Consider the following 25,462-nt stretch of genomic DNA (forward strand, 5'->3'; position numbering starts at 1 on the left):
AAAGCGCTAGTCGGTGGCAATGCCGGTGCCCGGTGCGTTCAGTGCGTTCACGCTGCGTGCGCCGGTGGCCAGGCGTTTCATGTACTTGAAGGTGCCGGTTGCGTGGGCACAGGCTTTTCCGTTTGCGTCATAGACCGTGGCCTGGGTAAAGGCCATGGTGGCGGTGCGGTGCATGAGTTCGCCCTTGGCGGTCAGGGCGCCGACAGCGGGTTGCATGAAGCTGGTTTTCATCTCAATAGTGACTACGCCGAGCTCTGGAGTTTCACTGCGCGCAGCGCTCGCCATGGTCACATCCAGCAGGGTCATCTGCGCGCCACCGTGTGTGACGTTGAAGGAGTTCAGGTGTTCAGGCCGTGGTGTGTAGCGGATCTCAGAGCGCCCGCCCTCAAACACCGTGAGCTCAAAGCCGAGGTGGGTGACGAAGGGAATCTCAACGCCGAAGCCCACCGCTTTTTCCCAGAGGCTGGTCATCCGCCCGTCACCACGCTCACGCCCCCGTCCACCGCCAGCCATTGGCCGGTGATGTGTTTGCCGGCGTCGGACGCGTAGAGCACACACAGGCCCTTGAGGTCTTCGTCGTCGCCCAGGCGCTTGAGTGGAGCGGCAGCCGCCAGGTTCTCTTCACCCATGGCTTGCAACAAACCGGCTGTCATCTTGCTGGGGAAAAAGCCCGGGCACACCGCGTTGACGGTGATGTTGTACTTGCCCCACTCGGCCGCCAAAGCGCGAGTGAAGTTGATGACCGCGCCCTTGGAGGTGTTGTAGGCAATGGTTTGCATGGCCGGCGGATTGCCATTGAGCCCGGCAATCGAGGCCAGGTTGATGATGCGACCGGTTTTGCGCGGGATCATGCTCTTTTTGGCGATGATCTGGCTCAGCAGAAAGTAGCCACGCACGTTGAGGTTCATCACCTTGTCCCAGGCCTCCAGCGGATGGTCCTCAGCGGGTGCGCCCCAGGAGGCGCCGGCGTTGTTCACCAGAATGTCCACATGGCCCAGGCGCTGCAGGGTTTCATCCGCCAAGCGCTGAATCTCGGACTCTTTGGCGCAGTCGGCAGCGACCCAACGCGCGTCGATACCCGCGGCTTGCAACTCGGCACACGCCTCTTCCAGATCCGCCGCTTTGCGCGAGCTGATCAGCACCTTGGCGCCGGCTTCTCCCAAAGCATGGGCCAGCTGCAGGCCCAAGCCGCGGGAGCCTCCGGTGATGAGCGCGGTTTTGCCGGTGAGGTCAAAGAGTTGTTGGATGGTGCGTGTCATGGTGTCTGCCCTTGGTTGTCAAAAACGTGGACGGCATTGTGCGCAGTGCCGTGCACGCCGCCTGTCCCGGCGGCGATATGCCGTCACCCCGGGGACTATTCCTCGCGCAGGCGTGAGCGGATGAACACCATCACCACGCCACCGGCCACCGCCAGGCCGCCCAGGTTGTAGAACAGCGCTGCGTCCTGCGCCTCCTGCTGGTCGATGAAATAGCCCAGCACCATGGCCAACAGGCCACCGTAAATCAGCGTCCAGATCAGGCGCTCCATGCGCACCAAGCGGGCGTTGGTGGTGCCGTTGTATTTCTTGAAAAATGCCATCAGAAAGCTCCTTCGGGGAATGTTGCACAAGTCAGATCCCTCGATTGCACCACACCCAGCCAGGCATTGATCTTTGGCAACTCATAGTGGAAGAAGAATTTTGCGCACCCCACATGCCCCTGAGTCTCCAAGGACTCCTGCTGCGGGTCGTTGTCCAGCGCGCAACCGGCCACGTCCAGCCAGATCCAGGCCAATACCGTATGGCCGAAAGCCTGCATGTAGGGCACTGCATTGGCCAAGGCCTCGCCCGGTACGCCGGTAGACCAGGCCTTCTGGGTGGCGACACCCACATCCTGCAATGCGCGGGCCAACGCCTTGGCGTGTGGCGCCAACGCGGGAATGCCATTGCAGCGGTTGACAGTGGCCATGATGCGGTGGCTTAGCAGCGTGAGGCCTTTGCCCTCCTCCATCAGCACTTTGCGGCCCAGCAGGTCCATGGCTTGGATGCCGTGGGTGCCTTCGTGGATCATGTTCAGGCGGTTGTCGCGCCAGTACTGCTCCACCGGAAAGTCGCGGGTATAGCCATAGCCACCGTGCACCTGGATCGCCAGCGAGTTGGCCTCCAGGCACCACTCGCTGGGCCAGCTTTTGGCAATCGGGGTCAACACCTCAAGCAGCAAGCGGGCTTCTTCAGCGTCTTGCGCGGTACCGGTGTGTTGTTCGTCGATCAGGCGGGCGCAGTACAACTCGAGGGCCAATGCACCTTCGCAATAGGCTTTTTGCGTGAGCAACATGCGCTTCACATCGGCATGCTCAATGATGCGGGTTTGCGGAGCGGCGGCGTCTTTGCCGGCACCGGTAATGGGGCGCCCTTGCGGGCGATTTTTGGCGTAGTCCAGCGAGGCGTAGTAGCCTGCCATGCCCAGCATGGTGGCGGCAATGCCCACGCCGATGCGGGCCTCGTTCATCATGTGGAACATACACGCCAGACCCTTGCCCGGCTGCCCCACGAGGTAGCCCACGGCTCCCGCTTGGCCATCCACGGGGAACTTACCTTCGCCAAAGTTCAGCAAGGTATTGGTCGTACCGCGCCAACCCAGCTTGTGGTTCAGCCCGGCAAGCGCCACGTCGTTGCGCACGCCCGTCAACTCACCCTGCGCATTCACCATTTTCTTGGGAACGATAAAAAGCGAAATGCCGCGGGTGCCCGGAACCAGCTTGCCGTCCGCATCCGGAATCTTGGCGAGCACCAGGTGCACGATGTTTTCCGTGAGCTCGTGCTCGCCACTGGAGATCCACATTTTGTTGCCACGCAGGCGGTAACGCGCGCCCAGCGGGTCGGACTCAAAGCCCTCCCCATCCGGCACTGCGCGGGTGGCCACATCACTCAGAGACGAGCCTGCCTGCGGCTCGCTAAGGCACATGGTGCCGGCCCAGCGACCCGAAAACTCGTTATGGGCGAACACCTGCTTTTGCAATTCGGTGCCGTGCGCCATCAACAAATTGGCATTGCCCACGGACAGCAAGCTGGAGCCGATACTGACCGAGGCGCAGGCAAAAAATGCATTGGCTGCTGCCTCCACGCTGTAGGGCAGCTGCATGCCGCCGATGTCGTAGTCCTGCGCGGCACTCAACATGCCGGACTCGGCATAGGCTTTGAACGCATCGTGGGTGGCCTGAGGCAGCGTGACCTTCTCGCCATCAAAGTGAGGCTCCTGCGTGTCCACCAGCCGGTTGAATGGCGCGTATTTCTCCCGTGCAATGCGCTCGCAGGTGTCCAGCACCGCATCAAAGGTTTCACGGTTGTGGTCCGCAAAACGCTCACGGCTGGTGAGGCCGGTGGTGTCCAGCCAGTCTTGGAGCAGGAAATCGAGGGTGGTGCGTAGGGTCATTTGCGCATTGTTGCTTAGTCATCGTCAACTGGTCTTTTTCGAGTGTCCGGTGGGTTACAGGACACCACCTTTGCCTGTCTTCAACAAACAGGTTTGTAGAGTCTGCTCGACTAAACTTAATTGCACGGCTTCCAAGAGAGCTCCTCAGGTTTCCTCTTTCAAGGCTAATTGATCAAGTACCTGTTTCAGATGCAGCACACAACATACCCAGCCAAATGGTCTCGAACTCAATGGTATGCAGCGTCATTCGTTTGTGCTTTGCTAGCGGTACGGCCGATTTGGGAAGCTTGGAATGTCTTTTTCACCGGCTCTATGGCAGGAGTTCAAGGGGGGAGATGTTTGAATTGATCCACACATAAACGGCCGAGAAAATCAAAAAAAGGCCGTTAGATCAATGAGTTAGCGCTTTTTCGAGGTTTTGGCAGGAAACGTTTATTTTGATCCAGTAGCTGCCCATAAATCGGGGCACTTTTGCCCATTAAATGTCAGGAAATTGATCTGGCTGTGGCGGTAAAAACACCAAACAATTGCAAAAAACAGGGCGGGCTCCTACACTCTGGGCAAGTCAGTGGACTGGAAACGCACCAGCCAGACGCCCTGCCCAAGTGGCATCGTTATTACGGAGACGTAGCGCCCTTCCTGACCCAAGCCCACCTCGGTGGGCTTTTTTATTTCTTCAATGAACCCAGAATGATTTCGTACTGAGAGGCCTTTGCAAGGTCTCCTAGTGGCGCCGTGCCCAATGAAACGACCGCTGCAGTCGTGCCATTCTTGGACGCATAGTTCAAGCGGATCACGATCTTGGGCGTCCGCGCGTTGAATGACCCCTCAGGGATAACAACCAAGTTCCCGCTTTTTGTATCCAATAGGACCGCGCGGTAGTTCCTGAAATGCTCGGGAAGGCTGTCTATCCATTCATCAGGCCAAACCTGCAGAGACTTTGCCTTGTGGGTGCCAGCAAGGTGCAGCGTCTTGTTGTCTGCGGCTGTGACCAGGGTGGATTCAAGCTTCAGGTCGGGCAGCTTGTCTTCTATGGCATTGATCATGCCGCTATCCATAAATCCAACGGTCTGGGTGGCGCCAGTCGGCTTTTCAATGGCAGTTTTAAACGCCTTGAAATCGTCGTTGAGCACCTTTTGATAGGCCGGTGAAATCGCTTTATCGGTCATAGGTCCGCGCAACTCCATGGGCAGGCGGGCCAATTTGTTACCTAAGGCGACCTCAGGTGATAGCCAGCTCTGGCCCACGTTGTGATCCCAGCCTGGATCAATGCCAAGAGGTACTTGATCTGTCACTTCACCATCGCGGGTGACCACGTTGCGTGTCTTGACCTGGTAAGGCTTGGAGACCTGCAACTGGTTGTCATCCAGATCGGCTTGGCTATAGGCGCGGACGGTGCAGCGGCATCCCCAGCCGTTTGGCGGGTAATGTGTCTGCCAAAAAGCGTCGTCAATCGGAAAGATCAGACCATTCCACATGCGGTGCTGAGGGCGCACGCGGGCGTCACCAGCTGTTCGGTATTGAAGGAATGGCCGCTTTGCCTTGCCCGCCTGCAGCTGTTGCCAGCGACCTGCCATGTGGGCGGTGCGCATATTGGTGTCGAAGATGACGCTTGTGCGCCAGCCGCGTTTTCCACGGTAGGACCATCCATGCTTTTGGACGGCCGCGTCGAAGTCTTTACGAAACTGGGTGATGGTGGTGCCGTTTTTGAGCGCATCCACCAGAGATTGCTGGATATCGGCGACCAGATCGGTGCTGGCTGCGCCTGCCACAGCGAATACCTTGCCATGCACTGGCCCGGCCAGATCGTCCCACTTGAGGGTGCTCTCGGGCAGCTTTCCCTTCAGGTAGTCGATGGCTTGGCCGAACTGGACGCCGAAAGGCTGCACATCAGGCATCAGTGAACTCCGGACCATGTTGGATCGCAGACTCGGGAACCACAACCAAGCCGAGCTGTATAGCGAGCTGTTGCTCAATGCGTGCACCGCGTGAGTCCTGCCAACCAGGAAGGAGAGCAACACCGTCACATAGTGCGAGCTGGCGCAAGGCCATCCGCATGTAACCCAGCCAGGAGCCGCAGTGTGGCTCCGGGTTCTCGGCGGGATTCTCCACTTCGAATCCAAGCGCGCGCAGGCGCTCGGCTGCGGCGTTGAAGGTTGGATAGTTGAAGTGGGGTAGACCTGTCATAGGCCCAGCGATATAGATGCGTTTCATCGGGTGCTCCTATCGGGTGCCTTGCCGCCTGGCATGGCAGTCCAGAAAGTGACGCATGGCAGCACGTTGATGCACCAGCGCCGATTGAAGGGGGAATAGTGGGCACCGATCCACAGTGCGCCTTTGTTGAAAATCCACCCTCTTTCCATCGTGGTTCAAGCCTTTGCAGGCAGCTCGGTTTCCGCCAGGCCTTGTTCACTAGGACCTTTCGGTGCGTGGATGGTGATGTCACGATTTGTGCCGCCATTCACCTTGACCGGAAGGTTTACGTCATGGCCTTGGCGGCGCACCACTTCAAGAGTGAGGCCCACAAATGCACCGGTCAGGATGGAAAGCACATCGGAGACAGGCGCCGCATCAAGTGCCTGTTCAATGGCAACGCCGAGCTTGTCAAGAGCAGAGAGTTCCACTGGAGTGTCCGGTTCTTCAGTTTGCATGATCCGGACCTCTTAGTTGGCCTGCGTGGCAGCGCCGCGCAGCATGGAATAGGTGATGGCACGGTCCAGTACTTCACGCAGGGCGTCGTCGTCCATATCGCCTACCAGCTTGGCAAAGTCGGTTTGGAACTCGGCCAGCGTTTTGCCCTCGGCCTCGTACTCAGCCAGCATTTGGGCAACCGGCGCGATCATGTGATCTTCGATCGCCTGGTCGGCCGCTTCGGCGGCAAGCTGCATGGCTTCATCCTCAGTCATGCCAGCCGCTTTGGCGAAAGTGAAACCGGCCACAGCGGAGAAGTCCACGGCTGGCAGTGTTTCACCTGTGCCGGATGCCTTGGGTGCTACCGCGCCTTTGGACATAGGCAGCAACGCATCGGCATCGTCTTCTGCCTCAGGAATGTCCAGCTCTTCCAGCATGGCCTTGCGAGATGGGCGAGCACCCATATTGGCTGCGATCTGGTAGGTGGATGCGCGGTCTTTGCCAGCGGCTTCCTGTTTGAAGAAAGCCAGTGTGGGTGGGGCTACACCTTCACCGAAGTTGAACAGCGTGATCCATTTAAAGATTTGCGCCATGCTGGCTGCTGCGATATCGCGGTCCGAGTCATGAACCTCGCTTTGTCGTGCCTTCGCTGTATCAGCTGCTGCACGCGCACCTACATCAAGCTGCTCGCCCACCATCGCTTGGCTGGTCAGTGCCTTGGACATCTCACGGTTGCAAAGGCTGATGAGGTTCTGCTGGGGCAAGTTGCCAGAGCCGCTGCTGTTGGGTACAAGCAGCTCGACTCCATTGCCCTCTTGCATCACGACATAGCCAGCCTCCATCATTCCGGCCAAGGCTGCGGCAAAGTCGTCTTGCTCGCTTTCGCTGGTGCCAGCGGGATAACGCCCGATAGGCCACGGCAGACCATGGCGCTCGCAGTACTTCACGAAGTAGCGCCAACCTCCAGTCTTGAATGTCCAGGGCCAGAAGCAGCTGGACAGCAATGGCAATCCGTAAGGGTTGTCGTGTGTCGGCATATGCCGGGAAATCACGAACTGATATGGTTCCACCGGAGCGCCTTGCCACGCGGCATTAGAGATCAGCAAGGGAGCACCGTTCACGTCAAACCGAAAGCGGCGGCCAGGGCGGTCGATCACGCTCGTCGGAAGGTACTTACCGTCCACGAACTCCCACACCAGCTCGTGTGCGCGGTATCCAGTGAAGATGCACGCGCACATTTGCCACATCACCTCCAGCCAGTCGGAAATGTCGTTCGGGCTGTTTGTCTCCATCCAGGAAGCACACAACTCCATGGCTGCAGCGGACTTGCTGTCGCCGTCCCTTCCTACCTCCAATCGGTATTCGTGGGATCGGAAAGAGCCACGAATAGAGCGAATCTCGCCAATCACGTGCGCGTCCATCATGATGGAGTGATAGGCCTGGTCTGCCCGTCCCATCTCGCGCAAGATGGGGTCAGGATTTGGCAGCACTTGAAGGCTTCCAAAGAAGCGCTGTGGGTCGGTCTCAGGTGTCGCGACAGGCTTGCCGAGCCAATTCGTGAGGTTGCGGATCATGCCTTTGATGGGGGTCATCGTGTTTTACCTGTGCGGATTTTGGGAATGCCACCGGCCCGTGACTGCGCAAGCATCCAGAGCATGTGGAGTGCGTCAGGGCCGTCGTCGTGGTCGGCCTCAGGCCAATGGCGGACTTGGGTGCTGAGGACGGTGTGTGCCTGGTTGAACAGGATCAGTCCGTTGTTGACGTGAGGGCTCAAGGACTCAATGCGCAGGTCTTTGTCGCTGTGGGGCGTGAGCGCCACAGCGGGCACCGGCACACCGGCTGCCGCAGAGCGTTTGATCAGCTCCTGGCGGAAGAACTCCTGAAACTGGATGGACTCCACGCCCCAAACCAGGCAGCGATAGACCTTCTGGAATTCGATGATCTGGCTGATCTGTCGGTCGGGGATCATGCGGGCCACTACAGCCTCCACCACACACAACTTGCCGCTTGCACGGTCGAACCCGCCTACCAAGCAGGCGCTAGGGTCCCGGCTCTTGTTGTTCTTGCCTAGGCTGGGGTCATGCGAGCCGTAGAACACCCATTCACGGATCGGCTGCACCCAGAACTGCATGTTCTGGAAGAAGCCGTTTTCGTCGTTAGTGGGGTCGTTCTGGTACTCGCAGTCAAAGGCATGGTGGTCACTGGCGCGAATCTTCATCAAACGCAGCAGCGGACGCACTGTGGGCCAGCTCACCTCGGCACCTAGGTCCATCGCGGCTTTGTTGGCTGCGTAGTAGGCGTCGGCAACCTCTTCGCCTTCATTGATGAACATCTCTTCCCAGGACTGCCACAGGTCCATGCGGTCAGGCCAGCGAGCGATGGCCTTAAATTTGACACGCTTCCACAGCGGATTTCGGTGGAAGCGGTTGGCGACCGAGTCGTAATGCAGGATGGTGTTGAGGTAAAGGATGTGCATGGAGCCGTCTGGTGGTCCCAGTGGCATCACAACCTTCTTCACCCATGCCTCGGTCTTGTCGCGCTGCTCTTTGGAGCGAACGTTCTCATCGTTCTCAATATCGTCCAAGGTGACAAAGCCGGGACGGTGCGGGCCATGGCGCAGGCCACGCATCTTTTTGCCAGAGCCGAAGGCCTGCACCTTGCGGCCGTTGGCAGTCACGATCACACCGGCATTCCACACACGGCCCCGGCCGCAGGCGTTGGGGAAATCCATCGCCAGGCGTGGGTTGCTCTCCAGCTCCGCCTTGATGGCTTCCAGCATGGTGGCTGCCTGGTCAAAGCTGTCCATAACTATGGGAAGAAACCACTGGCGCTCGGTCACCACTAGCCAGAGGTTGATCAACTGGGTGCCAAGGGTGGACTTGGCCTCGCCACGGGGTGCGGATACCTCGATGAGCTGGCCCACCTTCAAGTCCAGCATGGGCGGAACGTTGTCGTAGAACCAACGGTGAAAGGCGGACGGATCGCCTTTGATGTAGTGCGGGAAGTAGGTCTTGCCGAAAAACTCAAAGTCGTTTTGTGCGCGACTGGCCCGCTGGTCGCGGGCTGCGTGGTCCGTAGAGAAACCATCGCACTCGGCCTCAATGAGGCGGCGCTGCTCATCCGCGAACGCGCGCAGTTCGTCCAGAAACTCTTTATCTTTGAGGCGCTTCTGCTTTGCCATCAGGCACCGCTCCCACTGAACTCGCGCACCAGGTCATCGCCAGCGGCTTCGGTCACTTCCAAGAACTGCTCGCGCATCTTGGGAAAGCGACCTGCGATGAAGATGTTCAAGAACTTGAGCACATCCATTGCCACGGCCAGGCGGTTGGCATTGGGCATGGCACGGCTGGCGGCACCGATGGCTTTGTTGTAGCCGTCCATCAAGCGGACCATGATGTCTGCGCGCTGGGCGGCGGCCATCTTGGGGTCTTTCTTGACGGCTTCCAGGGTGGCGAGGAATTGCTCGGCCAGTTCGCCCAGCACTTCGTTTGCCATCTCTTCAACGCCGCTCTTGGTCATGCGGCGGGCATTGCGCTGGATATCCCAGTCGTTGCCTTCTTCCGCGTCCTGGCGCTTCCAGTTGCGGGCTGTGTTGTACGGAACCTTGCACGCCTCGGCCGCCGTGGCCAGCGGCAAGCCCTGCACATACTTGGCGCGCAATTTGTTGCGAGTGGAGCGGTCGTATGCCATGTGTTAGTGCCCCAAGGCCCTCATGGCTTGAAGGCCCGCAGCCACGATGGCGCCTGCCAATGCGCCGGTACCGGCTGCACGGATCGCGGTGCCACGCTCGTTTTGCTCCAGCGTTGCCAGGCGCTTTTCGATGCCATCAAAGCGGACGCCAACGGCCTTTGAAAGGTCTTCAATGCGGGTTTGCGTAGCCTGGTGGTTTTGCTGCATAAGGTTTGTCATTGCAGCCAGCTGGCCTTCCAGCTTGCCCATGGCGATTAGCACGGCGTCGCTATTGCGCCCAGTTTCTTTGGTGGTATCGGATGCGCTCATTTTTTATAGGTCCTCTCATAAACTTGTTGGCAGGTAATGCACCGGATGGCGTTGGGACTCGCTTTGCGGCGGGCTGCAGGAATCGTTTCCCCACAGTCGTCGCATTCAGGCTGGCCCACACGGCTCAAGGTCCGGCGCACTGCAGCCAAGGCATCAGAGCGGCGATCCAGTTCCAGTTGGCTGGCTTGTTCGTGAAACTTTTCGTCCATGGTTACCAGTCGATCAGGGCGTTGAGCCGTGCGCGGCAGATGTCGTACTGCGTGCGGGCGTTGGCTGCCCAGTCAGCGACGTCGGTATCGGAGGCAGCGGCCCCATCCGCTGTAGCAGCGCCTGAGGTGGACGCGGGCAGATTGGCGCTTCCGTCCGTGGAGCCGGAGTTGTTGAGCAGGCTGACAACGCTGCCAGACAGGCAAGCACGGCCAGTGGTTTGAGTGCGGATTGCATCGTGCAGCTCCTTCTGTTTCTTGGTTAAGGTGGACTCGGTGACTTGGAGCTGCAGCGTCAAGGCGTCGCCATGGCGCTTTGCCAGCTTCAGGGTTTCGATGTCGTCCGCGCGTGCGACGGAGACCTTGCGCTCCTGGTCTAGCTTGATAGCGGAGAGGTTGGCGTCATAGCGGGCAGTGAGGCCCCATGTTGTGACGCCAACTCCGGTGCCTAGTCCAATACAGAACACCGCAATGGCGAACCAGGAAGACGGCATCAGTGATTTAGTGATGGAGCCAAGAGTCATGAGCAGGCTCCATTGCCCCAGGATGCGTACATGGGCTCGTAGCGACGCAGGATCAGCTCTGGGTAGTGCTGGTTTTCTTGCTGGTACGCAGCGGTGATGCCGGGGTTGATCTGGCATGTGGCGCCCAGGCACAGGCCGGGTTGATCGCTTAGCTTTTGGCGCTTGTAAACCCAGCCAAGGCCGCCGTTGTAGGCGCTAAGTGCAAAGGCCATGTCCTGGCATTCATCGTCGGCGCGGATTCGGTCTGCCAACCACTTGTCATAGGTGACCAGGGCGCGCAGCGCCCAGGTGGGGTTGGTGGGAGCGCGGTCTGCCAGGCTGGGGTACAACCCGCCGATCCAGTTGGAAGTGGCGGGCATGAATTGCGCAAGGCCTTCTGCACCTACAGGTGAGCGAGCGTTCAGGCGCCAGCGGCTCTCCTGATGAACCTGTGCAGCAAAGGTGGCAACCGGCGCCTGCAGTCCCCAAGCGAGCTGGGCTTCGCGCTTCAGTGTGAGCTGGTAGCGCTGGGCTTCGCGTGGGATGGGCTGTGCATGGGCGGTGGTGCCGTAAGTGCAGGATGCAACGATGAGTGCGACGAACGCGGCATGTAGCCACAAGATGGCTTGAGCGGCGCGCTGCAGAGGGCGGTGGGTGGCCGACTGGAAGCGATCCATGCGCCGCTCGTTACGGCGGCGGAAGTACCCCTGCGCCCATCGGCTCATGTTGCTGATCCGCATGTCAGGCTCCCAAGCCCACGCAGATCAGGCAAGCTGCCACGATGATCGCGCGGCGCAGCATCGATTGCCCGAAAGACGAAGACGCTACCAACTCTGCGGTTGCGACATCCTCGGCAACCTGTTCTGGCGAGTCATCACACTCCAGATACTGATGTGGCCGGTCGTAGGGGAAGAGAGCCCGGTCAAGCCAATAGCCACCCCAGCCTCCCAAAGCCATCAGGTGGGCCTTGTACAGGGTCACGGCTAGCAGCGTGCCGGGGTATGCCCCATGGAAAAACAGGGCGACGATGATGAGCACTACGGTGAGTAGTGCCCAGCTAAGCATGCGGGGAAATTGGCTCTTCATGGCTGACTCCTAGAGGTTGATAGGCTTACGAGAAGTAAGCCCACAGTCTCTAGAGTCAGCGGGGTTTGGTCATGGTGAAGTGTTTCACCAACCCCGGATCAATGCTTGTTTTTTCGCCACAACCAAGGTGGCTCTGGTTCTGGATCAACCCAGAGGCCAAGGCGGTTTGCTTTGGCATCGTCTTGCAATGGGTAGAGTGCCTCATAGCCTTTGGCGTAGTGGTCATACACCCAAGCCATGCCCAGCATTACTTGCTCTGTGGCTGCGTCTCTGCCTCTGCAGTTCACATCTGCCACAGTCCGGTGATACCGATCTGTGGCTTTGGGCGTGATGGCTGCGTCCTGCATGTAGCAAAGGTCGCTCAGCGATTGCTTGGCACGCTGGCCGAACGGCATGCCCTTTTCAGGAGCATCAATGGCGCTGAGCCGTATGGTGGTCTGCGGCTGGCCGTCGCAGTGAACCTTCAATGTGTCGCCATCGGTGATGGCGACGACCAGGCAGACATACGCAGCCAGAAGCATTCAGGTTTTTTCCTTTGCCTTGAGCCTTTCAATGCGTTTGATTCGTCCCTCGTAGCCGCTCTTGGTGTTGTCGTGAAGCTTTTGCGCAATTGCCAACTCACAAACCTCGATGGCTCTGTCAAACTGTTTTTGCTCGGCAAGAAGCGTGGCATATTTTTCAAAAACGGGTACGTGTGGCAGAGGGAGTCTTGGACCATCTTTACGAAATGCCCTCAGTAGCTTGGGCATCTCCAAGAGGTAGGTTTCAGCAGTGTCAGCACATAGCTGGGCGTAATAATCCTCACCCCGCCTTTTGTAGGCACCCGACACGATACCGTTCAGTAAATGATGTCTATCAATCGGGTGGGTTGGCATGTCCATGACGGCAATCATCTTGTCCAGATCATCAGAAACCCACGCTTCAAATACTGCATCAACTTCAATACTTTTGCCGCCCCGCACTGTGTAACGCTTGCTTTCATCCAATGAGGCGCCCGACGCCTTTCTAGGAGCTTTTGCAGAAGTGCGCGCGGAAGCATCAGAATGAAAACTACCCCCTTGCAACTTGTTGAGTCGTAGGTAGCTGCGTACCCCAAATAAACAGACCGCACAAATAAAAACAAACCACCACATATATTCACCATTCATGAGTTGATGCACGTACGCGTCCGACGATGGATACGCCTGTTGTCTTTGCCAGGTCTATGTCATAGGCGGGGTAATCTGGGTTGGCACTGCTAACGCGCAGCAGGCCATCCGGCAGAAGCTGGCAATACTTGACCAGGAGTTCTTCGCCCTGTAACAGCACATAAGCCCGACCGCTTTTGGGGAGGGTGTCTCCGATATCCACCAGTACCTTGTCACCGTCATTCAAGACGGGACGCATGGAGTCTCCGGCCACACGGATAACCTTCAAGTTGTTTGGCTGCAAGCCACGTTTTTGCAGCCATTGGCGGCTGAAGCTCAAGCCGCCATTGCACTCTTCATCGCCATTGATGGCACCAGGTCCCGCGCTAGCTGATACGTCGATTTGTGGCACCACCACATAGCTGGAGTCCACACCAATTCTCTGGCCCGTTACAACGTAATTGGTATCCATGCCTGAAGCGTGAGCCAGCTTTAGATAGTCGGCGTCAGGAGCCCGATCTCCGCCTTCATACGCAAATTGGCTAGTACGACTTACATGGCAGATGGCCGCCCATTCATTGGGCGATTTGCCTAGCCTTTGTCGCTCGGCCTTTAGCCGTAGTCCCGTTTCTGCGTCCATTTATCTGTGCTCCCGTACTGCGTTTGGTTAACGGTGTATTCACTGTTAACCGCAGTGGGAGTATCCGTCAAACAAAACGGTACGCATAGCTCTAATTAAGTCCAAAAAGCAGGACTCTTTGTTTTCATAAGTTGAATCAGTTCTGAATTTGAAACTTTTCGCTTGCAAGTTTCAAAAACAGGACTTATGATTCATGACAGTTAAATAAACGGCATTTAACAGTCATGAGGAATGAACGCATGAGCAAAGTGAATTCTGCTAACGGAACTAAAAAATCTGCGATCGAGGCCAAAGAAGCGCTTCGTGCAGAGGGTGTGACCCTCACAGAGTGGTCCAAAAAGAAGGGCTTCAAGTACCGCACCGTCAGCGAGGTGGTGCGCGGGGTGAACAAGGGTTTGTATGGCGAGGGTCACCGCGTGGCTGTCGCTTTGGGCATGAAGTAAATAAACCAGAGAAGAAGATCAGCATGGCAAAAAAGCAATCAACCGAAGTGGCGACCGCAAATGTGCGTACGTCCGCACATTTGGATTTCACGGACTCAGATGCCCACGCGGCCCAAAGCCTGGGGATCGTGATTGGCGGAAGTGCAGCGGATCGAATTACCCGCGCAGTCGTGGCATACAACCAAGCTGCTCGCATGGCAGTAGAGGCCGGATACCTGCTGCTCAGCGTCAAGGCTGAGGTGGAGCACGGTCAATTTGAAGGCGGTGTTGAGGAACTGGGTCTCACCCGGTATCGCGCGGCTGAATTAATGCGCCAAGCTAAGTTCATCACATCTTTGCCAGAAGACAAGCGGGTGGAAATGCTCTCACTGCCCAAGTCCAAGGTGCTCGCCTTGGCGGGTGCTGACCCTAAAGTGATTGAGCAGATGCTGGAAGACGGCGACGTATCCGACCTGGACGACATGAGCGTGCGCGGTTTGCGTCAGCGTATCCGCGAGTTGGAAGCTACTGCCACTGACTTGGCAGTGCAGCGAGACAAGGCGGATGCAGACCTGAAGGCCATGGAGAAGAAGCAGCGCCGCGCTGAGCGTGATGCAGAAGATCAGGTGGTTCCATTGGTAGTTGCCGACGCACGCGCTGAGCTGGCTGCACTGATCAAGAAAGCCGAGCTGGCTATCACGTCGCTCCATCCGGTGGGCGTTGAAATCGTCGGCTTGATTGCCCACAACGAAGCGGCCGAATGGGTGAAGCCATCCCTTCGACTCGGCCTCTCCGGCCTGCTAGCGGTGCGCGAGTTGGTAGACGGCTCTATCAAGAGCTTTGTCGAAGCGATGGGCGAGGACGTTGATCGGGTCTCAGGGCAGCCAGATGTACTGGCCTTCCTGGATGCATCGGAGATTAAGGGCGTGGCCGAAGACTGGGCGCGCCTGACAGCCGTGCACCAGCACGAAGCCGCCCTGCGTGAGCATGAGCGCGCACAGGCCCGCCCGAAGGGCAAGGGCCGTCCGACCAAGGCACCAGAAGCCCCAGCAACCACTGGGAGCAAGAAATGAGCACAGCAACCGAAACCAAGACGGTCTACGTTGACCGGGGTCGTGAGGTGCTCACATCTAAAGCACTTGCCGAGTACGCAAGGCAAGGCGTGTCGGTCGTCATCGTGAGTCCATGGTGCCCCCAAGACAAAGGGCGCGCTGAGCGGGCAATGCAAGCCGCATCACTCGCAGCCAACGCCCGCAAGGGCAAGGCCTAAGCACACATCGGACACCCCACCCCCTTTAGGTGACCTATGGGCGCACTCCTTAAATTAACCAAAGACATCCGCCAGATGAGTGATCTTCCTGCGGCGCTGAACCCGGACCCTTGGGCCAGCGCCAGTGACGAAGCGCGCCGGGTGGCGGGCCTGCGTGAGTCGCTGCTGCAGCCGCTTGCCGACCTGGTGAATGGCGGCGCAAGCATCAACCATGCAGCAGCACTGTTGAAATCGCAGCTCGCAGCGGGCACGGCAGACCTGCGGACTAAGCACCTGGTCGCCATGTTGGCCGGTGACGCGGTAGTGGACGTGATTAGCGAGCCCACCATCAAGCGCTGGCTGAGCGGCTACATGAAGGACGGCAAGAACGCCTTGCTGCCCAAGCACACCGGCCGCGTCCGACAGGCCTACGGCTGGGAAGAGCGCGCCGTGGCCCTCTACAACTTGCCCGGCAAGCCAGGTTTTGCCGATGTGACATCAAAGCTCATTCAAGAGGGTTTTGAAGAGGTCACTGAAAGCCGGGTGAAACGCTACCTGAAGGCGCTGCCTGCGACCCTGGGCAAGTTCAGCCCTGCACGGATCGGCCAGCACCTACACAGGCTAACGCGCCAGAAGTTCCAGCGCCGCAGCCTGGACGAAGTGTTGGTAGGCGAAATCTACGCAGGCGACGGCCACACGGCCGACTGCTACGTGGCGCACCCCAACACTGGCAAGCCGTACCGCCCCGAGCTGACGGTGTTCATCGACATCAAGAGCAGCTACATCGTGGGCTGGTGGTTGTCGGAAAGCGAAAGCACGGTCTCCACCATGTTTGCGCTGAGCCATGCCATGCGGACCTTCGACCACGTGCCCGCCTGGGTGTATGTGGACCGAGGCCCCGGCTACCGTGCCCGCCTGCTGTCCGATGAAAGCACCGGCTTCTATGCCCGCATGGACATTGGTGTTATCGGCGCGTTGCCGGGTAACCCGCATGGCAAGGGCTGGATTGAACGGTTCTTCCGCACGGTGCGCGACAAGCACGACAAGTTCTTTGCCAGCGGCCAGGTGTACTGCGGTGACGACATGGCGCCAGAGACAAACCGCCGCCTGAGCGCTGACTTGAGCATGGGTCGACGCACGCTACCCAGCCTGCAGAGCTACGTGGATAGCTTCACTGCATGGCTAGACCACTACCACAGCCAGCCGCAAGACAAGCTACATGGCCGCACACCTGCCCAGGTGTGGAACGACCTGCAGCCGGTGCCAGTCGAGCTGAGCATGGATGCCATTGCCCGCCCCTGCGAAACCTGCACGGTGCTGCGCCAGACCGTGCGCCTGCACAACCGCTTTTACTTTGCCGAGGCCTTGGCATTGTTCGACGCGCAGAAGGTGGACGTGGAGTACGACCTCCACAACGACCGCTGCGTATGGATTTACGACACCAAGGGTCGCTTGGTAGTGGAGGCCAAGCTGGTCAACAAGATCGGCGTGCTGCCCACCAGCCGCCTGGAAGAAGGCCGGGACCGCCGACTGCAGGGCCAGCTCAAACGCCTGGAACGAAAGGTGGCAGAGGCCAAGGGCCGACGCGACGACCCCATCGAAGCCAGCGGCCAGTTTGCCGCCATCGAATCCCTGCGCCCTTCGCTGCCCGCGCCTGACAAGGCACCCGAAGTTATTGACATCGATTTACTCAACTGGAGGAATGACAAGTGAGCACCCCCGCAATCAATCAAACCGCGCTGCCAGGCATGCCTGCTGCAGGTGCCTACTCCGAGCAAGATCGGACCAAGGTGGAAGAAGTCCTGAAGTGGCTCAAGGACGCGGGTAAGAGCCGCTCCTGGTTGAGCAAGAAGGCCGATATCCCTGGCGGCACGCTGAGCCAAATTCTGAGCGGCAAGTATGTGAGCAGCCCCACCCGCCAGCTCAACCAGATGCTGGCCGTGCTGGAGGTGGAAGGCGACCGCATGCGTGATGGCACGCCTGGCTACATCAAGGGCAGCGTGCACGACCTGATGTGCCTGGTGATGGACCGGACTCGCAAGCACCAGAACTTTGGTGTGGTCACAGGCTACGTGGGTGTTGGCAAAAGCCGCTGCTGCCGTGAGTACCGCGAGACGCACCCCATGACGTTGCTGGTGGAGGTAAGCCCCAACATGACACCTGGTGTGTTGATGACCACGCTGCTGGAACAACTGAACAACGCGGTGCCTGCCGGACTGGATCGCAAGTTCCGCGAGCTGGTGCGCGTGCTCAAGGGAACCAACTACCTGGTGATCGCCGATGAGGCGGAGAAGATGAGCGGTTCCGCCCTGGAGCACCTGCGCCGCCTGCGTGATATGGCTCAGATCGGCGTGACTCTTGTAGGCACCGAGAAGCTCACCAACCTGATCAAGCCGCAGCACGGTCAGTTTGACCAGATTCGCAGCCGCGTGGGCATGTGGCCCAAGACGATTGAACGCATTAGCCGGGACGATGCCGACGACATGGCACGCATGGCCTTGGTGGACGCCGGTGACCTCTCCAATGAGGTACTGGAGACCTTGTGGGCCTATGCCGATGGAAGCGCCCGCGTGCTCAATGAAAACCTGATTCCCGCCATCAAGGACTACGGCATGGGCAAGCTGCCGCTTAGCCGCCCACTGATTGAGGCCATTGCTGCCAAGGTGCTGTTCATGAGCAAGCCCCGTTACGAGGGGGACAAGTAATGCTGGCCGCCGTTGAAACCAGCCAGGCTCCGATGATCACCCGGCCTCTGCTAGTGTCCTGCCGCGTTGTGATCAAGATGGCTGACGGCTCCAAGGGTGAGCACGAAGGCATGTACCCCAGCCTGGAAGATGCACTGGACCGTGCAATTGAGCTCTTTCCCGAGGGTGAAGTGGTGGCCTTTGCCCGTGCATTTGGCCGCAGGAAGGCGGTGGCGAAATGAATAAGACGCCAGTGCCACGTCCATGCTTGGAGCTTGGCGTGTGTCAAAGCCGCCGTCCCGCATGTGAAGGCTGTAAACCTCATCTGGCCCCTCTTGCGCCAGGCGTGATAGACGGTCCCTACCGCAGACCCCTTGCAGCCAAAGGACTGGTGCTAAAGGCAAAGGATGCACTTGGTGAGATGGTGGCCTACCTGATGAGGCCTTATCCATGAGCGCATCCATCCTGACCAATACCTGCCAGGTGTGCGGGGCAGAGGAAAGCCTGGACAGTCTGATCGCGCGCATGGTTGAAGACGACCAGGTGCGACGCCTTATCGGCTCACTGTTGATTGAGTCATTCAGCCTGGGTGGCCTGGTGGTGCGCTACCTGCGCCTGCACAAGCCGCCTAAACAGAAGCTGCGCATGGACAAGCTCAGCAAGTTGCTGGGTGAACTGGTTCCGGACATCCAGCGCACCGCGATTGAAAGAAACGGGCGCACCTGGGTGGTGGGACCAGATGCATGGCGCGCCGCGCTGCAGGCCGTGTTTGACGCCCAAGAGAAAGGCACGCTGAACCTGCCCCTGGAGGGCAATGGCTACCTCTACGCCACGCTGATGCGCATTGCAGACCGCCATGAAGCCGTCCAGGAACGCGACAACGAGGCCGCGCGCAAGCACGGCACCACGGCCGCCATGGTGACTGTGAAGGGGCGGCCCATGGCCATCGGCGATGCGCTGGACAAGGTGTTCCCTACCAAAGACCCGGAACTGACCAAGCTCGACCAGGACAACAAGCGGGCGGCACCTATTCCAGCCCACATCAGAGAACAGCTCGCCGCATTGCGCGGTGGCAAGCCGACCCATTCAACAACCGAGAAAGGAACTCAAAGTGAGTGAACAACAAACCATTCCACCAGGCTATTGGCAATCGGCCAATGGCTCCCTGGTGCCCGTGAGCAAGATCAACGATATCGACAAGGACCGTCACCGTTGCGTGACTGACCTGGTCAAGGCGGCAAAGAAGGCCAGCGCTGATCTGGTTGCCTTCAAGCTGATGTCCATGCAGGCCGTGCAGGAGTTTGTGGATCGCAGTTTGGCTGAATACGACGTGAAGCACGGCGGCAAGAAGGGGAACATTACCCTAGTGAGCTTTGACGGCAAATTCAAGGTCGTGAGGGCAATGCAAGAGTCCATCGTCTTTGATGAGCGTCTGCAGGCTGCAAAGCTGCTGATTGATGAGTGCGTGAAGGTCTGGAGTAAGGGTAGCAACGACAACATCAAGGTGTTGATCAATGACGCCTTCCAGGTGGACAAGAAAGGCAGCGTCAACACCGGCCGCATCTTGAACCTGCGCACGCTCAAGATTGACGACGAAAAGTGGCTGCGCGCGATGCAGGCCATCGGCGACAGCATGAAGGTTGCCAGTACCAAGCCCTACATCCGCTTCTATGAGCTGGATGAGCGGGCCGGTGACTATGTTCCCGTTCCATTGGACTTGGCGGCGCTATGAGCTTGCTTCTAGAAACCAAAGCAGCGATGGGCTACACCCCCGCGCCGAACCGGTGTAGCAAGTGCCGCTATTTCACTGAGCAAGACCACCCGGTTCTTGAACGCATGTGGCTCAAGCTCTGTACGTATTCCGTGTTGTGCAAGTTTGAGGTCGAAGAGAACGGACATTGCAACAAGTTCGAGGAAAAGGAGCCGCAGCCATGAAGTCCTTTGACCAACTCGCACAAGCCGCCTACGAGGCCGCGATCAAGAAAGCAGGGGAATTGAACCTGCGTAGCGATGAGAACTTTACCGATTGGCAGCGCCTTGACCCCAAAGAAAAGGAAGTCTGGCTTGCAGTCGCCAAGCAACTGTGGGCCGAATTCGCGGCCATGCACTGAAACCAATGTCTCCCTGATCAATTGAGCAGCGCTGGCTGCCATTGATTTTTAACCCTCGGCCCCGGCCGGGGGCTTTTTTCAAACCTCTGTTGATAGGGGTTTGAAAAAGGATGTAAGACGATGAACCGCGACAAAGCCCTATCCAAGATCAAGAAGTGCCTGGCGCTGGCAGCTTCCAGCAACCGGCATGAAGCCGCCGCTGCCATGCGCCAAGCTCAAAAGCTGATGGCCGAGTACGGCCTGACTGAATCGGACGTGAGCTTGGCCGATGTGGCCGAACGCGAGGCCCCCGCACGCATGGCGGCCATCACACGCTGGGAGAGCACGCTGGCGAGAATCATCGCGGTGGCCTTCGGTTGCGAGCACTTCTCGCGGACCAACTACACGCTGCCTGCATGGGGCGCTCGTGTGAAGCAACGCGGATATGTATTTGTGGGCGTCGGCGCGGCGCCTGAGATTGCAAGCTACGCCTACACAGTGCTGGCACGACAGTGTGCAAAGGACCGACTTACCCACATCCGCAAGCAGCCCAAGAACTGCAAGCCCATCACCAAGACGGCGCGCGGTGACCAGTTTGCCATGGGCTGGGTATATGGCGTGGCCGACCTGGTTGAAACCTTCGCTGGGGCAGAACGCAACCACGCGCTGATTGAGCAGTACATGGAACGGCACCATCCTGATCTGGCAGAAGCCAAGGTCAAGGACAGCACCAAGGGTCGCAACATCAGTCACAACGACCTGGCGCAGGGCCATCAAGCAGGCCGTAGCGCCCGTCTGTCCAAAGGGCTGGACAGCGTGGCGCAGAGGGAGCTGTTGGCATGAAACACATTGCCGCTATCCACGTCCTCAAGGGCCTGCTCAAGCTGCAGGACGATGACTACCGCGCGCTCCTCAACAACCTGGTCGGCAAGACCAGCTCCAAGGCCATGACCACGGCCGAGCTGTCCAAGGTGCGCACGCATATGGACGGCCTGGCAAAGCGCATGGGAGTACAAACACCGGCGCCCAAGGGCGCCGTAGCCGCCAAAGAACGCCCCCAGGTGCGCAAGCTCAAGGCTATGTGGTGGGCGCTGGCTGACGTTGGTGCCGTGGAGCGCCCTGCGGACGCTGCCGCCTGCACGCAGGCCGTGGAGGCATGGGCCAAGCGCCAGTCGACGGGTAGCAAGGTGGGCCGGATTGACGCGCTGCGCTTTGCCGATTCCCTCCAACTGAACAAGCTCATTGAAGAAATGAAGGCTTGTGGAGACCGGGTAGGAGCGCCCACGCTATGAGCCGCACCGCCCCTGTTCTGACCATCAAGCCTGAGGCTCTGCCCGAGAGCCTGCGTGAGCTGGTGCGTGTGATTGGTGAGGCTGACACCCTGCGCCTGATCGGCATGCATGGGGGCGCACGGGTTACGGTGCCCAAGACACCCAAGGCGGAACACCCACTGCGCATGGCACTCAGTGAAGAGGCCTTTAACCTCCTGGTGCAGGAATACGGTGGCGAAGCTTTTGACCTGCCCAAGGGCGACTCATACCTGCGCGAGCTGCGCCACGACCAGGTGCGCCAATGCAGGGAGCAAGGTCTGACAGTTGATGAGACGGCAGAGGCCACAGGCTACAGCCGCCGCCACGTGCTCAACATCTTGGGTGGGCATGGCGACAACACCGATCACTTCACTATGGACCTCTTCGCCAAAGAGGCTCCGGCCCCCCGCAGCACACCGGGCGCGGCCAATGATCCATTTGGCCTGGGCGGACGTCTGTGAGACTTGCCTTAAACTTTGTTCGGCTGTATTGGTATTGAGCGAAAGACCTTTTATGAACAGTGCAGAGCTTGGCGCTATCGCCAGAAGGAATGCCGGGTTGTTGGAGCAGATTCAGAAAGCCCAACAAGAGATAGAAGAAAGACAGCGATTGATTCGGCGCCTACAGGCGGAAATGAAAGAGTCGGTAAAGGCATCGGGTGCTAAAGTAACGCCAGGTGTGTGTGCGTGCGTCAAGGATAGTGTCCAGCGCGGCAACTCATATGCGGAGGTCGGACAAGCGTTCGGGATAAGTAAAGCAACCGTTTCCTTGATCGTGAATAACAAGTACCGGACCAAGTCACTCCTCAAAGGCACCTAGGGGCGTTTAATACCCCTTCAATAATCGTTTACAGAGTTTGCGGCACCATCCGGGCGCAAACACCCCTATCAGGCCCCGTAGTTCCCGCTTCGGGGCCTTTGCTTTGGTGAAGCGTTTCACCATGACGTAATTGACCCTGCTCGGCACAGTGCAGGGCATGACACAAGCAAACCAATCTGCCCACGAGTTCAAAGGCCTGTCCGACTGGATTGAGGTGTTCCGCGCTGGAACACATACCGACAGCAAAGGCCGCAGCTGCACCTTCACTGAAGCTGACCTGGATCAGATGGTCAGCAACCTGGCACTTGGCGCCGCGCCTGCTGTGCTGGGGCACCCCAAGCACAACGACCCTGCCTTTGCCTGGGTAAAGCCCGATGGTGCCAAGCGCGAGGGCAGTTCCCTGTTCGTGAAGTTTGAAGACATCAATCCGGCCTTTGAAGCTGGCGTGAACAGTGGTGCCTACCGCAACCGCTCTGTCTCAGTGTTCCAGGACAAAGACGCTGGCTGGCGTATGCGTCATGTGGGCTGGCTGGGTGCTGCTGCTCCGGCCATTGATGGCTTGACCCCGCTGGACTACAGCGCCGAGGTGGATGCCTACGAGTTTGACGCCGAAGACTGGGATATCGGCTACGCCCTGGGCGACACAGCGGAGCTGCTGCGTGGCCTGCGTGAGCAGCTCATTGCGGACAAGGGCATTGAAGCTGCTGACGCGGCCTTGCCCAACTGGCGCATCCAGTCTGTAGCGGATGCCGCAGAGCGAGTGAAGGCTGCGGCTCGCACTGAAGTGGCACTAGGCACAGCAGGTTCTTTTTCTCAACTCAACAACACCGGAGGTGATATGACGATTTCTCAAGAGCAGCTGAATGCTGCTGTTGCTAAGGCCCGCAAAGAAGCGGAAGACGCTGCTGCTGCAACTTTTGCAGCCAGCCAGGCTGAGCTGGTCCGTCTGCAGGGCGAACGCCAGGCGGAACGCATTGGTGCGCTGATTACCGGCTGGACAGCTGGCGGAAAGATCACGCCCGCACAAACCGAAGGTCTGGCCGAGTTCATGACCTCGATTGAAGGCGGCGCAGGTGAGTTCACCTTCAGTGCCGCCGATAAGTCGGAAGTCAAAAAGGCACCCGCTCAGTTCTTTGCTGAGTTCATGGACAAGCTCAAACCGGTGATCAAGCTGGGCAACCAGTCTGATCTCGGCGGCGATCAAAACGCGATCGACCGTACTGATGCGAACCAAATCGCCGACCGTGCACGCGAGTACATGAAAGAACAAGAGGGTAAGGGCTTGTCGGTGTCTTTACCTGAAGCAGTGGCCTACGTGTCCCGCGCTGCCTAAGCCCACCCACTTATTGATTAACTCTCGGAGAAACGCATGGCTAATCCTTTGCTGGCAGTGAACTACGTTGCAGACGCTGCCATTCCTAACAACCGCCTGGTCCGCTTCGGAACGGGTGATCGCAACGTGACTTTGGCTACAGCAGCCACTGACTCCATTATTGGCGTGGTGAACGAAATGCCTCCAGGTATCGCTACAGGCGAGCGTGTGGACGTTGTTCGTGTGGGCATTGCCTGGGTGGAAGCCGGGGCAGCCATCACTCGTGGGGCTTTGATTACATCCGACGCATCTGGACGTGCAGTTACAGCTGCCCCTGCAGCCGGTGTGAACAACCGAATCATCGGCATTGCGGATGAATCTGCAACTGCTGCCGGTGACGTCATTCGATTCACCATCGAACCGGGCTCTGTCCAGGGCTAATAGCTAGCGCCAGTCCTTTGGGACTGGCTTGAGACCACTCATTCACTTTCAGGAGAAAACATGGCTACTACTGCCTTTCCTATCAATCCGACGCTGACCGCGATCGCGATGGTGTATTCCAACCCAGCTACTGCACTGATTGCTGATGAGGTGATGCCACGCATCTCGACAGCGAAGAAGTTCGCCTGGTCCAACTATGACGTCGCTCAAGGCTTTACCGTGCCGCAAACCTTGGTGGGTCGCAAGAGCGTGCCAACCGAAGTGGATTTCACTGGAACGCTGGTCAATGATGAAGTGCTGGATTACGGCCTGGACGATATCGTGCCCAACGACGAAATTGAAGCCTTCAATTCCCAGGTGAAACCTACACGTGGTGGCCCGGTGAATCCTTTGGATGTGAGCACTATGCTGACCACCAAGCTGATTCAACTGGACCGCGAGGTCCGCGTGGCGAACCGCGTTTTCAACACGGCAAGCTATTCAGGAAGCAACCAGGTAACCCTCTCGGGCACTGGCCAGTGGTCTGACTTTGTTAACAGCAACCCGTTGGATGCCATTTTGTCTGCCCTGGACATTCCGGTGTACCGGCCAAACGTGGCGGTTTTTGGCCAAGCAGCTTTCACCAAGGTGCGCCAGCATCCGCGCGTTGTGCAAGCCGTGTTCGGCACCGCTCAGAACGGTGGCGTGGTTACTCGTGAACAACTGGCTCAAGTGTTGGAAATCCAAAAAGTTGTGGTGGGTGCAGGCTTTGTCAACACTGCCCGTAAGGGACAAGCCGTTAACAACCAGCGCGTCTGGGGCAAGCATGCCGCATTCCTTTATGTCGACAAGGAAGCAGCAATGGCGCAGCAGCCTTGCTGGGGCTTCACTGCCCAGTGGGGAGATCGGGTGGCTGGAGAAATGCCTGAGCCCAAGATGGGCATTCGTGGCTCGCAACGTGTACGCGTTGCGGAGTCTGTGAAAGAAGTAGTGAGTGCTCCGGCACTGGGGTACTACTTTCAGAACGCTGTGGCCTAAAAGCCCAAGGGAGCAGGGGCTTAGTCCCCTGCTTCAAGTTTTCAACTACCGGAGTTAACTATGAACAAAACACGCAATTCCTTGGCGGTGATGGTCGCGCTGACAGCCCTGGTCGTCGTAGAACACGACGGCATTAAATATGGCCCTGGCCAACCTGCCGGGACTGACTTTGAGGCATCAGAGACCGAGGCAGCAGCATTGCTGGAGGTCAAAGCCGTCAAGATTTATGAGGCCAGTGCCACTTCCGAGGAAAGCCGCAATACCGAGCAGGAAGCCGCTATTGCGGAGAACGTTGCAGCTGTGCTTGCGCAGACCCGCCTTGATTTGCAGGCAGCTGCAGATGCACAAGCCAAGGCAGACGCTGATGCCAAGGCAGCATCCGAGGCACAGGCCAAGGCTGATGCAGATGCAAAAACCGTAGCCGATGAACGCGCCAAACTGGACGCTGAAATCAAAGCTTTCGAAGAAGCCAAGGCCGCTGCTGCCAAGGCTGCTGCGAAGAAGGCCTAAACGCC

Annotated in this window: 35 protein-coding genes; 17 read left to right on the top strand and 18 right to left on the bottom strand. The window is 58.5% G+C overall.

The window, feature by feature from the left end:
* Nucleotides 1–6 precede the first annotated feature (6 nt).
* From AEP_RS02030 to AEP_RS02120, 18 genes are all read right to left on the bottom strand, one after another.
* A complete protein-coding gene (locus AEP_RS02030) occupies nucleotides 7–471 on the bottom strand; it encodes a PaaI family thioesterase (protein WP_087493845.1) in 465 nt (154 codons plus the stop codon).
* Nucleotides 468–1,259 (bottom strand): SDR family oxidoreductase, encoded by a 792-nt coding sequence (locus tag AEP_RS02035; protein ID WP_087493846.1) that lies wholly within the window; start codon nucleotides 1,257–1,259, stop codon nucleotides 468–470. The genes AEP_RS02030 and AEP_RS02035 overlap by 4 nt, the downstream gene beginning before the upstream one ends.
* A gap of 95 nt (nucleotides 1,260–1,354) precedes the next feature.
* Nucleotides 1,355–1,579, bottom strand: coding sequence for a hypothetical protein (locus tag AEP_RS02040; protein ID WP_087493847.1), 225 nt, complete (start codon nucleotides 1,577–1,579; stop codon nucleotides 1,355–1,357).
* The gene (locus AEP_RS02045) at nucleotides 1,579–3,411 is read right to left on the bottom strand and encodes an acyl-CoA dehydrogenase (RefSeq protein ID WP_087493848.1); all 1,833 of its coding nucleotides are present in this window, start codon (nucleotides 3,409–3,411) and stop codon (nucleotides 1,579–1,581) included. Before AEP_RS02045 ends, AEP_RS02040 begins: the two co-directional genes overlap by 1 nt.
* A 668-nt stretch (nucleotides 3,412–4,079) precedes the next feature.
* The gene (locus AEP_RS02050; RefSeq protein ID WP_157673010.1) at nucleotides 4,080–5,309 is read right to left on the bottom strand and encodes a phage head morphogenesis protein; all 1,230 of its coding nucleotides are present in this window, start codon (nucleotides 5,307–5,309) and stop codon (nucleotides 4,080–4,082) included.
* A complete protein-coding gene (locus tag AEP_RS02055; protein WP_087493850.1) occupies nucleotides 5,302–5,625 on the bottom strand; it encodes a DUF4406 domain-containing protein in 324 nt (107 codons plus the stop codon). Before AEP_RS02055 ends, AEP_RS02050 begins: the two co-directional genes overlap by 8 nt.
* A gap of 155 nt (nucleotides 5,626–5,780) precedes the next feature.
* Entirely contained in the window at nucleotides 5,781–6,062 is a 282-nt protein-coding gene (locus tag AEP_RS02060; RefSeq protein WP_087493851.1) for a hypothetical protein, read from the bottom strand.
* A 12-nt stretch (nucleotides 6,063–6,074) separates the two neighbouring features.
* Nucleotides 6,075–7,634, bottom strand: coding sequence for a phage portal protein family protein (locus tag AEP_RS02065; RefSeq protein WP_087493852.1), 1,560 nt, complete (start codon nucleotides 7,632–7,634; stop codon nucleotides 6,075–6,077).
* Nucleotides 7,631–9,223, bottom strand: coding sequence for a phage terminase large subunit (terL, locus tag AEP_RS02070; protein ID WP_087493853.1), 1,593 nt, complete (start codon nucleotides 9,221–9,223; stop codon nucleotides 7,631–7,633). Before terL ends, AEP_RS02065 begins: the two co-directional genes overlap by 4 nt.
* Complete coding sequence (locus tag AEP_RS02075) at nucleotides 9,223–9,732, bottom strand: DUF1804 family protein (RefSeq protein ID WP_087493854.1); 510 nt, start codon at nucleotides 9,730–9,732, stop codon at nucleotides 9,223–9,225. Before AEP_RS02075 ends, terL begins: the two co-directional genes overlap by 1 nt.
* A gap of 3 nt (nucleotides 9,733–9,735) precedes the next feature.
* A complete protein-coding gene (locus AEP_RS02080; RefSeq protein WP_087493855.1) occupies nucleotides 9,736–10,041 on the bottom strand; it encodes a hypothetical protein in 306 nt (101 codons plus the stop codon).
* A complete protein-coding gene (locus AEP_RS21200) occupies nucleotides 10,038–10,250 on the bottom strand; it encodes a TraR/DksA C4-type zinc finger protein (protein ID WP_087493856.1) in 213 nt (70 codons plus the stop codon). Before AEP_RS21200 ends, AEP_RS02080 begins: the two co-directional genes overlap by 4 nt.
* A gap of 2 nt (nucleotides 10,251–10,252) precedes the next feature.
* Complete coding sequence (locus AEP_RS02090) at nucleotides 10,253–10,771, bottom strand: hypothetical protein (RefSeq protein WP_087493857.1); 519 nt, start codon at nucleotides 10,769–10,771, stop codon at nucleotides 10,253–10,255.
* Nucleotides 10,768–11,490 carry a lytic transglycosylase domain-containing protein gene (locus AEP_RS02095; RefSeq protein WP_232459907.1) on the bottom strand — a complete coding sequence of 241 codons (723 nt, stop codon included), beginning with the start codon at nucleotides 11,488–11,490 and terminating at the stop codon, nucleotides 10,768–10,770. Before AEP_RS02095 ends, AEP_RS02090 begins: the two co-directional genes overlap by 4 nt.
* Before the next feature lies 1 nt (nucleotide 11,491).
* A complete protein-coding gene (locus AEP_RS02100) occupies nucleotides 11,492–11,836 on the bottom strand; it encodes a putative holin (RefSeq protein WP_087493858.1) in 345 nt (114 codons plus the stop codon).
* Nucleotides 11,837–11,934: 98 nt separating this feature from the next.
* Nucleotides 11,935–12,357, bottom strand: a complete 423-nt coding sequence (locus tag AEP_RS02105; protein ID WP_087493859.1) for a thermonuclease family protein — start codon at nucleotides 12,355–12,357, stop codon at nucleotides 11,935–11,937.
* Nucleotides 12,358–12,996, bottom strand: coding sequence for a hypothetical protein (locus AEP_RS20575; protein WP_198301884.1), 639 nt, complete (start codon nucleotides 12,994–12,996; stop codon nucleotides 12,358–12,360).
* Nucleotides 12,974–13,435, bottom strand: coding sequence for a S24 family peptidase (locus AEP_RS02120; protein ID WP_157673012.1), 462 nt, complete (start codon nucleotides 13,433–13,435; stop codon nucleotides 12,974–12,976). Before AEP_RS02120 ends, AEP_RS20575 begins: the two co-directional genes overlap by 23 nt.
* A gap of 407 nt (nucleotides 13,436–13,842) precedes the next feature.
* Here AEP_RS02120 and AEP_RS02125 point away from each other — a divergent pair, with 407 nt between their 5' ends.
* From AEP_RS02125 to AEP_RS20820, 17 genes are all read left to right on the top strand, one after another.
* Nucleotides 13,843–14,046: a hypothetical protein gene (locus tag AEP_RS02125; RefSeq protein WP_087493863.1), complete on the top strand. Its 204-nt coding sequence runs from the start codon at nucleotides 13,843–13,845 to the stop codon at nucleotides 14,044–14,046.
* Nucleotides 14,047–14,069: 23 nt separating this feature from the next.
* On the top strand, nucleotides 14,070–15,098 hold the full coding sequence (locus AEP_RS02130) for a hypothetical protein (RefSeq protein WP_087493864.1): 1,029 nt from the start codon (nucleotides 14,070–14,072) through the stop codon (nucleotides 15,096–15,098).
* On the top strand, nucleotides 15,095–15,295 hold the full coding sequence (locus tag AEP_RS02135; protein ID WP_087493865.1) for a hypothetical protein: 201 nt from the start codon (nucleotides 15,095–15,097) through the stop codon (nucleotides 15,293–15,295). Before AEP_RS02130 ends, AEP_RS02135 begins: the two co-directional genes overlap by 4 nt.
* Nucleotides 15,296–15,331: 36 nt before the next feature.
* Nucleotides 15,332–16,987 (top strand): Mu transposase C-terminal domain-containing protein, encoded by a 1,656-nt coding sequence (locus AEP_RS02140; RefSeq protein WP_087493866.1) that lies wholly within the window; start codon nucleotides 15,332–15,334, stop codon nucleotides 16,985–16,987.
* A complete protein-coding gene (locus AEP_RS02145) occupies nucleotides 16,984–17,979 on the top strand; it encodes an AAA family ATPase (RefSeq protein ID WP_087493867.1) in 996 nt (331 codons plus the stop codon). The genes AEP_RS02140 and AEP_RS02145 overlap by 4 nt, the downstream gene beginning before the upstream one ends.
* Nucleotides 17,979–18,200, top strand: coding sequence for a hypothetical protein (locus tag AEP_RS02150; RefSeq protein ID WP_087493868.1), 222 nt, complete (start codon nucleotides 17,979–17,981; stop codon nucleotides 18,198–18,200). The genes AEP_RS02145 and AEP_RS02150 overlap by 1 nt, the downstream gene beginning before the upstream one ends.
* A 208-nt stretch (nucleotides 18,201–18,408) precedes the next feature.
* Nucleotides 18,409–19,077: a hypothetical protein gene (locus AEP_RS02155; protein ID WP_087493869.1), complete on the top strand. Its 669-nt coding sequence runs from the start codon at nucleotides 18,409–18,411 to the stop codon at nucleotides 19,075–19,077.
* Complete coding sequence (locus AEP_RS02160) at nucleotides 19,070–19,690, top strand: DUF3164 family protein (RefSeq protein ID WP_087493870.1); 621 nt, start codon at nucleotides 19,070–19,072, stop codon at nucleotides 19,688–19,690. Before AEP_RS02155 ends, AEP_RS02160 begins: the two co-directional genes overlap by 8 nt.
* 199 nt (nucleotides 19,691–19,889) lie before the next feature.
* Entirely contained in the window at nucleotides 19,890–20,069 is a 180-nt protein-coding gene (locus AEP_RS02170) for a hypothetical protein (RefSeq protein ID WP_087493872.1), read from the top strand.
* A gap of 120 nt (nucleotides 20,070–20,189) precedes the next feature.
* Nucleotides 20,190–20,891: a DUF2786 domain-containing protein gene (locus tag AEP_RS02175; protein ID WP_087493873.1), complete on the top strand. Its 702-nt coding sequence runs from the start codon at nucleotides 20,190–20,192 to the stop codon at nucleotides 20,889–20,891.
* Nucleotides 20,888–21,340, top strand: a complete 453-nt coding sequence (locus tag AEP_RS02180; RefSeq protein ID WP_087493874.1) for a regulatory protein GemA — start codon at nucleotides 20,888–20,890, stop codon at nucleotides 21,338–21,340. The genes AEP_RS02175 and AEP_RS02180 overlap by 4 nt, the downstream gene beginning before the upstream one ends.
* On the top strand, nucleotides 21,337–21,819 hold the full coding sequence (locus tag AEP_RS02185; RefSeq protein ID WP_087493875.1) for a hypothetical protein: 483 nt from the start codon (nucleotides 21,337–21,339) through the stop codon (nucleotides 21,817–21,819). The genes AEP_RS02180 and AEP_RS02185 overlap by 4 nt, the downstream gene beginning before the upstream one ends.
* Before the next feature lie 52 nt (nucleotides 21,820–21,871).
* Nucleotides 21,872–22,177, top strand: a complete 306-nt coding sequence (locus tag AEP_RS02190) for a hypothetical protein (RefSeq protein WP_087493876.1) — start codon at nucleotides 21,872–21,874, stop codon at nucleotides 22,175–22,177.
* 157 nt (nucleotides 22,178–22,334) lie between these two features.
* On the top strand, nucleotides 22,335–23,510 hold the full coding sequence (locus tag AEP_RS02195; protein WP_087493877.1) for a hypothetical protein: 1,176 nt from the start codon (nucleotides 22,335–22,337) through the stop codon (nucleotides 23,508–23,510).
* Nucleotides 23,511–23,546: 36 nt separating this feature from the next.
* On the top strand, nucleotides 23,547–23,930 hold the full coding sequence (locus tag AEP_RS02200) for a DUF2190 family protein (RefSeq protein WP_087493878.1): 384 nt from the start codon (nucleotides 23,547–23,549) through the stop codon (nucleotides 23,928–23,930).
* A 60-nt stretch (nucleotides 23,931–23,990) separates the two neighbouring features.
* Nucleotides 23,991–24,947: a hypothetical protein gene (locus AEP_RS02205; protein ID WP_087493879.1), complete on the top strand. Its 957-nt coding sequence runs from the start codon at nucleotides 23,991–23,993 to the stop codon at nucleotides 24,945–24,947.
* A 60-nt stretch (nucleotides 24,948–25,007) separates the two neighbouring features.
* Complete coding sequence (locus AEP_RS20820) at nucleotides 25,008–25,457, top strand: hypothetical protein (RefSeq protein ID WP_198301885.1); 450 nt, start codon at nucleotides 25,008–25,010, stop codon at nucleotides 25,455–25,457.
* The last annotated feature ends 5 nt before the right edge of the window (nucleotides 25,458–25,462 follow it).

Source organism: Curvibacter sp. AEP1-3 (genome assembly GCF_002163715.1).
Taxonomy (GTDB): domain Bacteria; phylum Pseudomonadota; class Gammaproteobacteria; order Burkholderiales; family Burkholderiaceae_C; genus Allorhodoferax.

What these genes read in the sequence shown, in the direction of transcription:
- AEP_RS02205 (WP_087493879.1), top strand. Translation starts at nt 23,991, where the DNA reads ATGGCTACTACTGCCTTTCCTATCAATCCGACGCTGACCGCGATCGCG.
- AEP_RS02105 (WP_087493859.1), bottom strand. Translation starts at nt 12,357, where the DNA reads ATGCTTCTGGCTGCGTATGTCTGCCTGGTCGTCGCCATCACCGATGGC.
- AEP_RS02045 (WP_087493848.1), bottom strand. Translation starts at nt 3,411, where the DNA reads ATGACCCTACGCACCACCCTCGATTTCCTGCTCCAAGACTGGCTGGAC.
- AEP_RS02100 (WP_087493858.1), bottom strand. Translation starts at nt 11,836, where the DNA reads ATGAAGAGCCAATTTCCCCGCATGCTTAGCTGGGCACTACTCACCGTA.
- AEP_RS02150 (WP_087493868.1), top strand. Translation starts at nt 17,979, where the DNA reads ATGCTGGCCGCCGTTGAAACCAGCCAGGCTCCGATGATCACCCGGCCT.
- AEP_RS02155 (WP_087493869.1), top strand. Translation starts at nt 18,409, where the DNA reads ATGAGCGCATCCATCCTGACCAATACCTGCCAGGTGTGCGGGGCAGAG.
- AEP_RS02060 (WP_087493851.1), bottom strand. Translation starts at nt 6,062, where the DNA reads ATGCAAACTGAAGAACCGGACACTCCAGTGGAACTCTCTGCTCTTGAC.
- AEP_RS02095 (WP_232459907.1), bottom strand. Translation starts at nt 11,490, where the DNA reads ATGCGGATCAGCAACATGAGCCGATGGGCGCAGGGGTACTTCCGCCGC.
- AEP_RS02120 (WP_157673012.1), bottom strand. Translation starts at nt 13,435, where the DNA reads ATGGATACCAATTACGTTGTAACGGGCCAGAGAATTGGTGTGGACTCC.
- AEP_RS02140 (WP_087493866.1), top strand. Translation starts at nt 15,332, where the DNA reads ATGGGCGCACTCCTTAAATTAACCAAAGACATCCGCCAGATGAGTGAT.
- AEP_RS02195 (WP_087493877.1), top strand. Translation starts at nt 22,335, where the DNA reads ATGACACAAGCAAACCAATCTGCCCACGAGTTCAAAGGCCTGTCCGAC.
- AEP_RS02130 (WP_087493864.1), top strand. Translation starts at nt 14,070, where the DNA reads ATGGCAAAAAAGCAATCAACCGAAGTGGCGACCGCAAATGTGCGTACG.
- terL (WP_087493853.1), bottom strand. Translation starts at nt 9,223, where the DNA reads ATGGCAAAGCAGAAGCGCCTCAAAGATAAAGAGTTTCTGGACGAACTG.
- AEP_RS02125 (WP_087493863.1), top strand. Translation starts at nt 13,843, where the DNA reads ATGAGCAAAGTGAATTCTGCTAACGGAACTAAAAAATCTGCGATCGAG.
- AEP_RS02180 (WP_087493874.1), top strand. Translation starts at nt 20,888, where the DNA reads ATGAAACACATTGCCGCTATCCACGTCCTCAAGGGCCTGCTCAAGCTG.
- AEP_RS02035 (WP_087493846.1), bottom strand. Translation starts at nt 1,259, where the DNA reads ATGACACGCACCATCCAACAACTCTTTGACCTCACCGGCAAAACCGCG.
- AEP_RS02055 (WP_087493850.1), bottom strand. Translation starts at nt 5,625, where the DNA reads ATGAAACGCATCTATATCGCTGGGCCTATGACAGGTCTACCCCACTTC.
- AEP_RS21200 (WP_087493856.1), bottom strand. Translation starts at nt 10,250, where the DNA reads ATGGACGAAAAGTTTCACGAACAAGCCAGCCAACTGGAACTGGATCGC.
- AEP_RS02185 (WP_087493875.1), top strand. Translation starts at nt 21,337, where the DNA reads ATGAGCCGCACCGCCCCTGTTCTGACCATCAAGCCTGAGGCTCTGCCC.
- AEP_RS02040 (WP_087493847.1), bottom strand. Translation starts at nt 1,579, where the DNA reads ATGGCATTTTTCAAGAAATACAACGGCACCACCAACGCCCGCTTGGTG.
- AEP_RS20820 (WP_198301885.1), top strand. Translation starts at nt 25,008, where the DNA reads ATGAACAAAACACGCAATTCCTTGGCGGTGATGGTCGCGCTGACAGCC.
- AEP_RS02030 (WP_087493845.1), bottom strand. Translation starts at nt 471, where the DNA reads ATGACCAGCCTCTGGGAAAAAGCGGTGGGCTTCGGCGTTGAGATTCCC.
- AEP_RS02200 (WP_087493878.1), top strand. Translation starts at nt 23,547, where the DNA reads ATGGCTAATCCTTTGCTGGCAGTGAACTACGTTGCAGACGCTGCCATT.
- AEP_RS02190 (WP_087493876.1), top strand. Translation starts at nt 21,872, where the DNA reads ATGAACAGTGCAGAGCTTGGCGCTATCGCCAGAAGGAATGCCGGGTTG.
- AEP_RS02090 (WP_087493857.1), bottom strand. Translation starts at nt 10,771, where the DNA reads ATGACTCTTGGCTCCATCACTAAATCACTGATGCCGTCTTCCTGGTTC.
- AEP_RS02075 (WP_087493854.1), bottom strand. Translation starts at nt 9,732, where the DNA reads ATGGCATACGACCGCTCCACTCGCAACAAATTGCGCGCCAAGTATGTG.
- AEP_RS02080 (WP_087493855.1), bottom strand. Translation starts at nt 10,041, where the DNA reads ATGAGCGCATCCGATACCACCAAAGAAACTGGGCGCAATAGCGACGCC.
- AEP_RS02135 (WP_087493865.1), top strand. Translation starts at nt 15,095, where the DNA reads ATGAGCACAGCAACCGAAACCAAGACGGTCTACGTTGACCGGGGTCGT.
- AEP_RS02175 (WP_087493873.1), top strand. Translation starts at nt 20,190, where the DNA reads ATGAACCGCGACAAAGCCCTATCCAAGATCAAGAAGTGCCTGGCGCTG.
- AEP_RS02170 (WP_087493872.1), top strand. Translation starts at nt 19,890, where the DNA reads ATGAAGTCCTTTGACCAACTCGCACAAGCCGCCTACGAGGCCGCGATC.
- AEP_RS02065 (WP_087493852.1), bottom strand. Translation starts at nt 7,634, where the DNA reads ATGACCCCCATCAAAGGCATGATCCGCAACCTCACGAATTGGCTCGGC.
- AEP_RS02050 (WP_157673010.1), bottom strand. Translation starts at nt 5,309, where the DNA reads ATGCCTGATGTGCAGCCTTTCGGCGTCCAGTTCGGCCAAGCCATCGAC.